The 12,397-nt window shown below is 71.4% G+C and carries 11 protein-coding genes; 2 read left to right on the top strand and 9 right to left on the bottom strand.

The features are described from left to right. Nucleotides 1-8 precede the first annotated feature (8 nt). A complete protein-coding gene (locus RT2_RS22085) occupies nt 9-2,360 on the bottom strand; it encodes a Tex family protein (protein ID WP_072846959.1) in 2,352 nt (783 codons plus the stop codon). Between the two features lie 76 nt (nt 2,361-2,436). Between RT2_RS22085 and RT2_RS22080 the strand changes: the two genes are divergently transcribed. Further along, nucleotides 2,437-3,522, top strand: coding sequence for a serine hydrolase (locus tag RT2_RS22080; protein WP_072846958.1), 1,086 nt, complete (start codon nt 2,437-2,439; stop codon nt 3,520-3,522). 32 nt (nt 3,523-3,554) lie between these two features. Here the strand turns inward: RT2_RS22080 and trmD are convergent, their stop codons facing one another. From trmD to rpsP, 4 genes are read right to left on the bottom strand one after another with little or no spacing between them, the layout of a single operon-like run. After that, the gene (trmD, locus tag RT2_RS22075; protein ID WP_072846957.1) at nt 3,555-4,244 is read right to left on the bottom strand and encodes a tRNA (guanosine(37)-N1)-methyltransferase TrmD; all 690 of its coding nucleotides are present in this window, start codon (nt 4,242-4,244) and stop codon (nt 3,555-3,557) included. Nucleotides 4,245-4,247: 3 nt separating this feature from the next. Continuing rightward, complete coding sequence (gene rimM, locus RT2_RS22070; protein WP_072846956.1) at nt 4,248-4,775, bottom strand: ribosome maturation factor RimM; 528 nt, start codon at nt 4,773-4,775, stop codon at nt 4,248-4,250. A 51-nt stretch (nt 4,776-4,826) separates the two neighbouring features. Next, the gene (locus tag RT2_RS22065) at nt 4,827-5,069 is read right to left on the bottom strand and encodes an RNA-binding protein (RefSeq protein ID WP_072846955.1); all 243 of its coding nucleotides are present in this window, start codon (nt 5,067-5,069) and stop codon (nt 4,827-4,829) included. Then, a complete protein-coding gene (gene rpsP / locus RT2_RS22060) occupies nt 5,066-5,530 on the bottom strand; it encodes a 30S ribosomal protein S16 (protein WP_072846954.1) in 465 nt (154 codons plus the stop codon). The genes RT2_RS22065 and rpsP overlap by 4 nt, the downstream gene beginning before the upstream one ends. Before the next feature lie 323 nt (nt 5,531-5,853). Between rpsP and RT2_RS22055 the strand changes: the two genes are divergently transcribed. Next, complete coding sequence (locus RT2_RS22055; RefSeq protein WP_072846953.1) at nt 5,854-6,747, top strand: NADase-type glycan-binding domain-containing protein; 894 nt, start codon at nt 5,854-5,856, stop codon at nt 6,745-6,747. A gap of 26 nt (nt 6,748-6,773) precedes the next feature. Here RT2_RS22055 and RT2_RS22050 read toward each other — a convergent pair whose 3' ends face one another. The 4 genes from RT2_RS22050 to RT2_RS22035 form a co-directional block, all read right to left on the bottom strand. Beyond that, a complete protein-coding gene (locus RT2_RS22050; protein ID WP_072846952.1) occupies nt 6,774-7,865 on the bottom strand; it encodes an amidohydrolase family protein in 1,092 nt (363 codons plus the stop codon). A 2-nt stretch (nt 7,866-7,867) separates the two neighbouring features. Next, nucleotides 7,868-9,445: a signal recognition particle protein gene (gene ffh, locus RT2_RS22045; RefSeq protein ID WP_072846951.1), complete on the bottom strand. Its 1,578-nt coding sequence runs from the start codon at nt 9,443-9,445 to the stop codon at nt 7,868-7,870. Nucleotides 9,446-9,547: 102 nt separating this feature from the next. Beyond that, complete coding sequence (locus RT2_RS22040; protein ID WP_072846950.1) at nt 9,548-12,064, bottom strand: [protein-PII] uridylyltransferase; 2,517 nt, start codon at nt 12,062-12,064, stop codon at nt 9,548-9,550. Further along, nucleotides 12,054-12,392, bottom strand: coding sequence for a P-II family nitrogen regulator (locus tag RT2_RS22035; protein ID WP_072846949.1), 339 nt, complete (start codon nt 12,390-12,392; stop codon nt 12,054-12,056). Before RT2_RS22035 ends, RT2_RS22040 begins: the two co-directional genes overlap by 11 nt. Nucleotides 12,393-12,397: the final 5 nt, after the last annotated feature.

The raw sequence follows: 12,397 nt of genomic DNA, 5'->3' as shown, positions 1-12,397 counted from the left end.
GGAGCTGCCTACTTGCCGAAGCCGGCCTTGCGGAGGGCGTCGGCCATCGAGCCGCCCGCGGGGCTGCCGGCCGCCGACCCGCTGCCCTGACGCTGGCCACCGCCACGCTGACCGCCACGCTGGCCGCCGCCCTGACGTGATCCGCCGTCCCGCTGACCGCCCTGACGCTGCCCGCCGCCCTGACCGCGCGGGCCGTCCTGCTTGGCGGCGCCGGGCTCGTCGTCCAGGCGCAGGCTCAACCCGATCCGCTGGCGCGGCAGGTCCACCTCCATCACCTTGACCCGGACCACGTCACCGGACTTGACCACCTCGCGCGGGTCCTTGACGAAGCTGTGCGACATCGCCGAGACGTGCACCAGCCCGTCCTGGTGCACGCCCACGTCGACGAACGCGCCGAACGCCGCGACGTTGGTGACGACGCCCTCGAGCGTCATGCCCGGCTTCAGGTCGGCCACCTTCTCCACCCCCGAGGCGAACGTCGCGGTCTTGAACTCCGGGCGCGGGTCGCGGCCCGGCTTCTCGAGTTCCGCGATGATGTCGGTGACGGTGGGCAGCCCGAACGTCTCGTCCGCGAAGTCCTGTGGGCGCAGGCCGCGCAGGGCGGCGGTGTTGCCGATGATCTCCTTGACCCCGCAGCCGCTGGCCCCGACGATCCGCCGCACCACCGGGTAGGCCTCGGGGTGCACGGCCGACGCGTCGAGCGGGTCGTCGCCGTCGGTGATCTTGAGGAAGCCGGCGCACTGCTCGAAGGCCTTGGGGCCGAGCCGCGGCACGTCCTTGAGGCCGCGGCGACTGCGGAACGGTCCGTTCGCGTCGCGGTGCGCGACGATCGACTCGGCCAGCGATCCGGTGATCCCCGAGACCCGCGCGAGCAGCGGCACAGAGGCGGTGTTGACGTCGACGCCGACCGCGTTCACCGCGTCCTCGACGACCGCTGCCAGCGAGCGCGCCAGCAGGGTCTCGGAGATGTCGTGCTGGTACTGGCCGACGCCGATGGACTTCGGGTCGATCTTCACCAGTTCCGCGAGCGGGTCCTGCAGCCGCCGCGCGATGGACACCGCGCCGCGGATCGACACGTCCAGGTCCGGCAGCTCGGCGGAGGCGTAGGCGGACGCCGAGTACACCGACGCGCCGGCCTCCGAGACCATCACCTTGGTCAGCCCGGCCTCGGGGAACTTCTTGATCAGGTCCGCCGCCAGCGCGTCCGTCTCCCGCGAGGCGGTGCCGTTGCCGATCGCGATCAGGTCGACCTTGTGCTTGGCGGCCAGTGCGGCGAGGGTGGCCAGGGACTGGTCCCACTTGTTCGCCGGCTGGTGCGGGTAGATGGTGTCGTACGCGAGCACCTTGCCGGTGGAGTCGACGACGGCGACCTTCGTGCCGGTGCGGAACCCCGGGTCCAGGCCCATCGTCGCGCGGGTGCCCGCGGGCGCGGCCAGCAGCAGGTCCTTGAGATTCATCGCGAACACGTCGACGGCGTCGCGCTCGGCGGACTGCCGCAACCGCATCCGGGTGTCGATGCCGAGGGTGATGAGCATCTTGGTCTTCCACGCCCAGCGCACGGTGTCGAGCAGCCACCGGTCCGCCGGACGCCCGCGGTCGGCGACGCCGAACCTCGAGGCGATCCGGCCCTCGTAGACGCTGGCCACCCCGGGCGCCTGCTCCTCGGTCTCCGGGTCCAGGGTCAGCGAGAGCACCTCCTCCTTCTCGCCGCGGAACATCGCGAGAATGCGGTGACTCGGCAGCTTCCCGAAGGGCTCGGAGAACTCGAAGTAGTCGGCGAACTTGGCACCCTCGGTCTCCTTGCCCTTGCGGACGGCGGCCTTGACCTGGCCGCGGGTCCACATCAGCTCGCGCAGCTCCCCGACCAGGTCCGCGTCCTCCGCGAACTGCTCGACCAGGATCGAGCGCGCGCCGTCGAGCTGTTCCGCCGTGTACTGCGCGGGATCGGTGGTCGGGTCGGTCAGCAGGGCGTCGGCGACCGGCTGGTGCCCGGCCTCGCGCGCGATCTGCGCCTTGGTGCGACGCTTCGGCTTGAACGGCAGGTAGATGTCCTCGAGGCGCGCCTTGGTGTCGGCGAGCATGATCTGGTCCTCGAGCTGCGGGTCCAGCTTGTCCTGGGACCGGATCGACTCGAGCACCGCGAGCCGGCGCTCGTCGAGCTCACGCAGGTACCGCAGCCGTTCCTCGAGGTCGCGCAGCTGCGCGTCGTCCAGGGTGCCGGTCACCTCCTTGCGGTACCGGGCGATGAACGGCACCGTCGCCCCGCCGTCGAGCAGGTCGACCGCAGCCCGCACCTGTTCTTCCCGGACGTCGAGTTCCTCGGCGATTCGCTGGTTCACTGATTTCAGAGCTGAGGTCACGACGATCGACCCTACCGCTAGCCTGTTGTCGGCCTTGCGGCCGAGAGCAATGCCGGATTGGATCGAAAGGGTGGGCATGAACGGTCGCGCAGGGCGTCTGGCCGCGCTGTGCCTGGCAGTCGGGGTGGCCGCCGGGTGTGCCGCCACGCCCGGAGGGGAGATCTCCGCCGACGACTGGTCCGGCCTCACCTCGGGCGTGTCCGAGGACCCCGCCGTGCCCACCGACACGCGCTTCGCCGCACCGCCACCGGCACCCGCGGCGGCCGTGCCCACGCCGATGCCGCCGACCACGCCGCCGGAGTTGTTCGCGCCGGGCATCGAGGACCGGGTGACCGAGGCGACCCGGGCCGCGCTCGACCGTGGCGCGGAGGTCTCGATCGCACTGCTCGACCGTCGCGACCACCGTTACCTCGGCAGAGCGGACACCGATTCCGTCGAAACCGCCTCCGTCGCAAAACTCTTCATCGCTGACGAGTTGGCGTACCGCGAGTCGACCGAGTCGTTCGAACTCGACGAGGACGAGCGTGATCTGGTCGGCCGGATGCTCGAGCACTCCGACGACGCCGCCGCGAACGTGCTGTGGGCCGAGTACGGCGGCAGCGAGATCGTCGACGACGTGGCCGCGCGGTACGGGCTCACCGCCACCTCCGCGCCGTACGACGGCAACTGGTGGAACACCCTCACCACCGCGGCCGACCTCGTCGGCTACTACTCCGGACTGCTCGACGGGCGCGGCGGACTCGACGCGGCCCACCGGCGCGAGATGACGGAGCACCTGAGGTCCGCGAGCGCGGAATCCGCGGACGGCTACGACCAGGGTTTCGGGCTCCCGGACGGACTCCCCGATCAGCCGGGACTGGCCGTCAAGCAGGGCTGGATGTGCTGCACCGCGGGGCGGTGGATCCATCTGACGACGGGGGTGGCCGGCCCCGACGACCGCTACGTGCTGGTGCTCGTCTCCCGCGAGGAGGTCACCTACGAGGGGGCCCGACCGCCGACCTCGCACATCGGCGACAGCTTCGACGACGACCTGGACGACGAGGCGACGACCTACCCGGACACCTCACTGACCAACGCCGCGGACGACGCCAGCGCCGAGCACGCGCGCGCCACCCTCACCGGGGTGGTACGAATCCTGTTCCCGGAAGGGCGAATCGGCTAGCAGCCGACCGCCGGGGTTGGGACACAGTGAGCTCAGGGCAGCAGGTCGGGCCGGCGCTCCGCGGTCCGGGCGAGCGACTGCTCCCGGCGCCAGGCCTCGACGTGCGCGTGGTTCCCGGACAGCAGCACCGGGGGAACGTCCAGCCCGCGCCAGCTCACCGGACGGGTGTAGCTGGGCCCCTCGAGCAGCCCGTCGGAGAACGAATCCTCTTGGTGTGACTGCTGATTGCCGAGCACTCCCGGCAGCAGCCGGACCACGGCCTCGACCATCACCAGCACGGCGGCCTCGCCGCCGATCAGCACGTAGTCGCCGATGCTGACCTCCTCGACGCGCACCCGCCGGGCGGCGTCGTCGAAGACCCGCTGGTCGATGCCCTCGTACCGGCCGCAGGCGAAGACGAGGCGCTTCTCCCCCGCCCACCGGTGCGCGGTGGCCTGGGTGAACGGCACGCCGGCCGGGGTGGGGACCACGAGGACGACGTCGTCGTCGGGTTCGGTGCCGAGCGCCTCGTCGAGCGCGTCGCCCCACACGGTCGGCTTCATGACCATGCCGGGGCCGCCACCGTACGGTGAGTCGTCGACGGCCTTGTGCACGTCGTGGGTCCAGTCCCGCAGGTCGCGGACGCCCACCGAGATCAGGCCCTTGTCGATGGCCTTGCCCAGCAGCGCCGTCCGGAGCGGTTCGAGGTACTCGGGAAAGATCGTGATGACGTCGAGGCGCACGGCTTACTCCGGATCCAGAAGTCCTTCGGGAGGGTCGATCTCGATCACGCCGTCGGCGACGGACACCGACGTGACGATCGCCGCGACGAACGGGACGAGGAGCTCCCCCGCGTCCTGGCCCTCGGGGCGGATGGAGAGCAGTTCGCCCGCGGCGGAGTGCAGCACCTCGAGCACGGTGCCGACGGGGGTGCCGTCGGTCAACCGGACCGCGAGGCCCTCGAGTTCATGATCGTAGAACTCGTCGGGGTCGTCCGAGGGCGGAAGATCCGCGGGATCGACCAGGAAGAGTGTTCCGCGCATGGCGTCGGACTTGGTCCGATCGTCGATACCGCGCAGACGCAGCAGAAGCCGCCCGGAGTGTTCCCGGGCGGCCTCCACCGTGTAACTGGTGAGCTTCTGCTCGCGGGGCTTGCGGCCGTGCAGGACTGTGCCTACGGCAAAGCGCTGATCGGGGTCATCTGTCCGTATGTCTACGGCCAGCTCTCCCCGGATCCCGTGCGACTTGGCCACACGCCCGATGACGAGCTCCACTAATTGCTCCCGACTACTGATCTGTGTTGACTGACTACTGATCGGTGTTGATTACTGATCGGTGTCGATCACGTCGACGCGGATCCCACGGCCACCGATGCCGGTGACCAGGGTCCGCAGAGCGGTGGCGGTGCGCCCGCCACGCCCGATGACCTTGCCCAGGTCCTCGGGGTGCACGTGCACCTCCACGGTGCGCCCGCGGCGTCCGGTGTTCAGCTCCACCCGGACGTCGTCGGGATTGGCGACGATGCCGCGAACAAGATGTTCGACGGCGTCGGCGACAACGGCACTCACTTGTCAGCAGCCTCGGAATCCGCAGCGGCCTCGGCGGGCGCCTCGGCAGCAGCCTCGGCCTCGTCGGCCTTGGCAGCCTTCTTCTTCTTCGGGGTGATGGCCTCGGCCACCGGCTCGCTGTCGGCCTGCGCCAGCGCGGCCTGGAAGAGCTCGAGCTTGGACGGCTTCTCGGCCTTGAACTTCAGGGTGCCCTCGGTGCCCGGCAGGCCCTTGAACTTCTGCCAGTCACCGGTGATCTTGAGCAGGTTCTCGACCGGCTCGGTGGGCTGGGCGCCGACGCCGAGCCAGTACAGCGCGCGCTCGGAATCGATCTCAATGACCGACGGGTCTTCCTTGGGGTGGTACTTGCCGATGGTCTCGATCGCACGGCCGTTGCGGCGGGTGCGAGAGTCGGCGATGACGATGCGGTAGTGCGGGGTGCGGATCTTGCCGAGCCGCATGAGCTTGATCTTGACAGCCATTGTGAAGCCTTTCAGGTGGTCACTGCGCAATTCAGCGATGCGCAAGGCCTGCGCACCCGGTTTCGCGTTGAGGGATTGTCGTGACCGCCGCGCGGTACGTAACCGGAGACGGGCGAACAGCGGTCCATTCTGCCAGAGACGGGACCCTCGCAGCGAATCGCCCGACCGCGGGGTCGGCTGCGCCGCGCCGGACCCGGATTCGCGGAGTCTCGTCAGGTCGTCGACCTAGACTTCACCGGTGCCGGACGTCGACCGGCGAGCGCAGTGCCGCACAACCTCAGTGCCCAGACCAGACAGCCAGCCCGGACGCGAGCGGAGACCGCATGACCGACACCCCACCGTCCGACGAACCGCAGGCCCAGGCCGACAAACCCCAGGCCGAACCGCCGGCGTCCCCGGCCGCCGACCCGCCAACCGTCACCATGCCGCCAGTCGGCCCGCCACCGGCCGGCCCGGTACTGCCTCCCCCGTTCACCCCCGGGCCGCCGCCCCCGCTGCGGCAGCCGCTGTCCGGACGCACCTGGCTGATCCTGCTCACCTCGATCGCGGCGGTGCTCGCGCTGCTCGTCGGCGGCGGGTACCTCGTCAACCGGACGCTCGACGACCGCAACACCGACGGCTCGGCCGAACCCGACTCGGGTGGCGACTTCGCCGGGGGCGCCGAGGCTGACGGCGGCTTCGACTTCGAAGGCACGGAATCCATCGCCGTCACCCCGACCGCCGCGCTGCCCACCTGCACCACCTACCCGCCCGCGGTGGATTCCGCCGGCCGCCAGCATTCGTACGAGGCGCCCAACGCGATCGACGGCGACCTCACCACCGCGTGGCGCTGCTCGGGCACGCATGGGCAGCGGCTGTCGATGAGCTTCGTGTGCGGGGTGCACCTCACCGCCGTCGGCATCGACCCCGGCTACGACAAGGTGGACGTCGACGGCTCGGACCGGTTCACCCAGAACCGGAAGGTCACCCGCGTCACCTGGACGTTCGACGACGGCACCAGCGTCGAGCAGCAACTGCGTCCCGAACGCGGGATCCAGACGATGCCGGTGGACACGACCACCCGGACGGCGACGATGACGGTCACCGCGACCGTCGACGGTCAGCCGGTGACCAACAAGGCCGGCGTGACGGCCGCCCCGTTCAACGACGTGACCTCGGTGAGCGAGGTGCGGTTCACCTCGCGCCCCGCGGACGGCGGCGACCCCTGCGCCAAGTAGCCGGGCCCGCCGCTCCGCGGCAACCGTCAGGCGAACCGGCCCCGTGCCCTGACCACCCGGCCGCGCAGCACCACCAAGTCGGGTGATGCGAGCACCTCCGGCCCGGTGCGCGGATCACGTTCGTAGACAAGCAGATCGGCGGGAGCACCCGGCTCCAGACCCGAATGCCCCAGCCAGGCGCGAGCATCCCAGCAGGCGGCACCGAGCGCCTTAGTCGGCCCCAGGCCCACCGCGGCCAGGGCGGCCACCTCGTCGGCGATCCGGCCGTGCCGGATGGATCCGCCGGCGTCGGTGCCCGCGTAGATCGGGATGCCGGCCTCGTGGGCGGACCCGATCGTCGCGCCGACCCGCGCGTGCAGGTCCCGCATGTGCGCGGCGTACACCGGGAACCGGTCCGCCGAGTCGGCGATCTCCGGGAACGTCGCGATGTTGATCAGCGTCGGCACCAGTGCGGTCCCCCGCTCGGCCATCGCCTCGATCGTCGAGTCGGTCAGGCCGGTGCCGTGCTCGACGCAGTCGATGCCCGCCTCGATCAGGCCGGGCAGCGCCTCCTCGCCGAAGACGTGCGCGGTCACCCGGGCACCCACCCGGTGCGCGGCGTCGATCGCCTCCTTGAGCACGGCGTCGCTCCACAGCGGGCGCAGGTCCCCCACCGAGCGGTCGATCCAGTCGCCGACGAGCTTGACCCAGCCGTCGCCGCGCAGTGCCTGCTCGGTCACGGCGGCCGGCAACTGGGACTCGTCGTCGAGGTCGATCGGCAGGCCGCGGATGTACCGCTTGGTCATCGCGATGTGCCTACCGGCCCGGACGATCCGCGGCAGGTCCGCACGCTGGTCGAGGTCGCGGGTGTCCACCGGCGAGCCCGCGTCGCGCAGCAGCAGCACGCCGGCGTCGCGTTCGGTCTGCGCCTGGGCGACCGTGCCCGCTTCGTCCTCGTGGCCGCCGCCGTAGCGGATCCCGACATGACAGTGCGCGTCGACCAACCCGGGCAGGATCCACCCCGACTCGGTGAGCGTCTGCGCCCCCGGAACCGGATCGGTGGAGACCACCCCGCCGTCGACCCACAGTTCGACGGGCTGCTCGTCGGGCAGCCCCAGACCCGCCAACCGCAGTGCCACGGCTAGTTCTTCGGCAGCTTCAGCTTTGAGAGGTCGAAGCCGTCGAGGCCCGGCGGCAGCTCGTCGAGCCCGGGTGGCATCTTGGACAGGTCCATTCCCGCGGGCAGGCCGGGGAAGCCGCCGGGCATGCCCGCAGGCATCCCGGGGAAACCGCCGCGGATCTTCGGCTGGGTCGGACCCTTGCCGCCCTTCTTGCCCTTCTTGCCCTTCTTGCTGCGCTGGTTCGCCCGGGCACCGGGCATGCCCATCCGGCCGGCCATCGCGGACATCATCTTGCGGGCCTCGAAGAACCGGTCCACCAGCTGGTTCACGTCGGAGACCTTGACGCCGGAACCGTTGGCGATGCGCAGCCGGCGGGAGGCGTTGATGATCTTGGGGTCCTCGCGCTCGGCCGGGGTCATGCCTCGGATGATCGCCTGCACCCGGTCGAGTTGCTTCTCGTCGACGTTGGCGAGCGCGTCCTTCATCTGGCCTGCGCCCGGCAGCATGCCCAGCAGGTTGCCGATCGGGCCCATCTTGCGCACGGCCATCATCTGCTCGAGGAAGTCCTCGAGGGTGAGCTGGCCGGAGCCGATCTTGTGCGCGGCGGCCTCTGCCTGCTTGGCGTCGAAGACCTGCTCGGCCTGCTCGATGAGGCTGAGCACGTCGCCCATGCCGAGGATCCGGCTGGCCATCCGGTCCGGGTGGAAGACGTCGAAGTCCTCGAGCTTCTCGCCGGTGGACGCGAACATGATCGGCCGGCCGGTGATCTCCCGGACGCTGAGCGCGGCGCCACCGCGGGCGTCGCCGTCCAGCTTGGTGAGCACCACACCGGTGAACCCGACGCCGGCCTGGAACGCCTCCGCGGTGTGCACGGCGTCCTGACCGGTCATCGCGTCGAGCACGAAAAGGATCTCGTCGGGCTGCACGGCGTCGCGGATGCCCGCGGCCTGGCCCATCAGTTCCTCGTCGATGCCGAGCCGTCCGGCGGTGTCGACGATGACCACGTCGTGCTGCTTGGCCCGGGCCTCGGCGATGCCCTGGCGGGCCACCTCCACCGGGTCGGCCGCCGACTGGCCCAGCTCGTTGTCGCCGCCGCCGATCGAGGTGCCCGGGTGCGGCGCGAAGACCGCCGCGCCGGCCCGCTCGCCGACGATCTTCAGCTGGCTGACCGCGCCCGGACGCTGCAGGTCGCAGGCCACCAGCAGCGGCGTGTGCCCCTGCCCGGTCAGCCACTTCGCGAGCTTGCCCGCCAGCGTGGTCTTACCGGAGCCCTGCAGGCCGGCCAGCATGATGACGGTCGGCGGGTTCTTCGCGAACTGGATCCGCCGGGTCTCGCCGCCGAGGATCCCGACGAGCTCCTCGTTGACGATCTTGACGACCTGCTGTGCCGGGTTCAGCGCACCGGAGACCTCGGCGCCCTTGGCGCGTTCCTTGATCTTCGCGATGAACGACCGGACCACCGGAAGCGCGACGTCGGCCTCGAGCAGCGCGAGCCGGATCTCCCGGCAGGTCGCATCGATGTCGGCGCCCGACAGACGCCCCTTGCCCCGGAGGTCCTTGAGGGTACCGGTCAACCTGTCGGAAAGGGATTCGAACACCGATCGGGCTCCTGGCTGTTGCGGGACGTGAAACGCCGGGCGGGCTCGCCGGAAACGCATGCCGTTGCCGGCGAGACCCTCGACGCAGACTGTGCACCCAGCCTAGCTGTTCGCCCCTGCGGCCACGTCCCCGCCGTCCTTCTGCGGCGGCTGCGGCGGCACCACCGCCAGCAGCGCCGACTCCAACTCCTGTCGCACCGCCCGTGAGTCGCGGCCGCCGAGGTCCAGGCAGAAGACGTCGAGCACCGACGCACCCAGCGTCGACACCCGCGCCCACCGCACGTCGGCACCGCTGTGTTCGAGCACGCTGGCCAGCCGGCACAGCAGCCCGAGCCGGTCCTCCGCCCGCAGCTCGACGATGACCTGGCCGTCCCCCGCCTCCGCCCAGAGGATCCGCGGCGGGGCCTGCGCGAACAGCACCGGAACCGCGTCGGCGCCGCGGTCCAGGGCCTGCTCGGCCTGGGCCTGCCGTTCCTTGTCCTCGAGCATCGCGACGAGGTCCAGCTCCCCGGCCCCGGCCCGGATCAGTTCCTGCCGCAGCAGACCGGCCTGCGGCGGCGCCCCGAACCGCGGTGCCACGACAAACGTGTTCACCGCCGCGTCGCCGTGACTGCCCACCGCGGCCGAGAGCACCCGCAGCGAGTGCAGCGCCAGCACCCCGGCCGCATCCGAGAGCAGGCCCGGCGCGTCGGGTGCGACGACCGTCACCGTGTAGGTGTGTGCACCGGGCGCGGGATCGAGCAGGACGTGAACTCCGCCGGCGGTGGCCAGTTCCGCGTGCGCCGGGTCGATCGGCGGCGGCGCGGGCAGTTCGTCGCCCGCCATCAGCATCCGGCACCGCCGGACCAGCTCGCCGATCAGCGACGACTTCCACTCCCCCCACACCCCCGGGCCGGTGGCCAGCGAGTCCGCCTCCGCGAGTGCGCCCAGCAAGTCGAGCAGGACCGGGTCACCGCCGAGCGCGTCCACCACCGTCTGCACGGTCGCCGGGTCGTCGAGGTCACGGCGGGTCGCGGTGTGCGGCAGCAGCAGGTGATGACGGACCATCGCGCTGAGCGTCACGACGTCCGCCGGCCACAGCCCCAGCCGGTTTCCGATGGCGGTGGCCAGGTCGGCGCCGACCACGCTGTGGTCGCCGCCGCGCCCCTTGCCGATGTCGTGCAGCACCGCCCCGAGCACCAGCAGGTCGGGCCGCGAGACCCGGGTGGTGAGCGCACTGGCGTAGCACGCCGTCTCCACCAGGTGCCGGTCCACGGTCCAGGTGTGCACGGCGTCGCGCGGCGGCAGGTCCCGCACCGCCCCCCATTCGGGCAGCAGCCGGCCCCACAGCCCGGTGCGATCGAGCGCCTCGATCACCGCGACCGCGCGCCGGCCGGAGCCGAGCACCACGAGCAGGTCCCCGAGCGCCTCCCGCGGCCACGGTTCGCGAAGCTCCGGCGCGCTGTCGGAGAGCCGGTTCAGCGTCGACGCGGAGATCGGCATCCCGGTCTGCGCGGCCGCCGCGGCGACCCGCAGGATCAGCCCCGGATCCTTCGCCGGCTTCGCGTCCCGGGCCAGGACCACCTCACCCGCGTGCTCGACCACACCCTCGTCGAGCGGGCGCCGCACCGGCACCCGCCGCAACCGTGAGAGACCCCGGCGCGGAAGGGTGTTCGCGGCGGTGCGCAGCCCCACCTCCACCGAGTAGCTGACGGTGCGAGCCGCGTCGCTGAGCATCCGGGCCAGGTCGAAGCGGTCGCCGATCCCCAGCGCGGCGCCGATCTCGTCGGCGTCCTGGGCCCGCAGCTGGTCCCGGGCACGGCCCGCCACCCGGTGCAGTTCGGTGCGCACGTCGAGCAGCCGGTCATGGGCCAGCGCCAGCCCACCGCCCGGAGTGTCCGGGCCCAGGCCCGTCGCCGCGTCGGTGAGCTGCGCGATCGCCAGCGCGCTGAGCAGTTGGACGTCGCGGAGCCCGCCCCGCCCGTTCTTCACGTCGGGTTCGGCGCGGTGCGCGATCTCGCCGCTGCGCGCCCACCTCGCCTCGGTCAGCTCGATCAGTTCGTCGAACCGGGAACGGATCGACGCGCGCCACTGCCGTCGCACGTCCACGATCAGCCCGCCGCTGAGCTCGGCGTCGCCCGCGATGTGCCGAGCCTCGAGCAGCCCGAGCGCCGCGGTCACGTCGGCCGCCGCCACCTGCAGCGCCTGCGGCACCGTGCGCACGCTGTGGTCGAGCTTGATGTGCGCGTCCCACAACGGGTACCAGAGCCGGTCCGCCACGTCCGCGACGACTCGCGGGTCCATGTCGTCGTGCAGGAGCACCAGGTCGAGGTCCGAGTACGGCAGCAGCTCGCGCCGGCCGAGCCCGCCGACCGCGACCAGCGCGAACCCGGAGTCCGGCAGGATGCCCAGCTCGGCACCCTTGGTCGTGAGCCAGAGCTCGTGCAGGTCCACCAGCGCCAGCCGCAGCGTGACGGCGTCCAGCCGTCGAGTCCGAGAACCGCCGTCCAGCAGCTTCTTCCGGGCCCTGGCCAGGTCGTCGGCGGCGGCGGTGCCCCCAGACGGGGGTGGCCCCGACCCCGCCGACGATGCAGCGGGATCGGGGCCACCCTTTCGGGACCCTGTGGGGTCAGAGCGCATCCGCGCCCCTCTCGCCCGTCCGGACTCGGATCACCGATTCGACCGGAGAGACCCAGACCTTGCCGTCGCCGATCTTCCCGGTACGCGCCGCCTCGACGATCACCTCGACGACCTTGTCGACGGCCGAGTCGTCCACGACCACCTCGACCCGGACCTTCGGCACGAAGTCGACCGAGTACTCGGCACCCCGGTACACCTCGGTGTGGCCCTTCTGGCGGCCGTACCCCTGGACCTCGCTCACGGTCATGCCCAGCACACCGGCCTGCTCCAAACCGGCCTTCACGTCCTCGAGGGTGAACGGCTTGACGATCGCAGTAATCAGCTTCATGTCTC

It is taken from the genome of Rhodococcus tukisamuensis NBRC 100609 (assembly GCF_001894985.1).
Taxonomy (GTDB): domain Bacteria; phylum Actinomycetota; class Actinomycetes; order Mycobacteriales; family Mycobacteriaceae; genus Rhodococcus_G; species Rhodococcus_G tukisamuensis.
The sequence above is the reverse complement of the archived record's forward strand: the minus strand, read 5'-3'. Positions and strand labels throughout refer to the sequence as shown.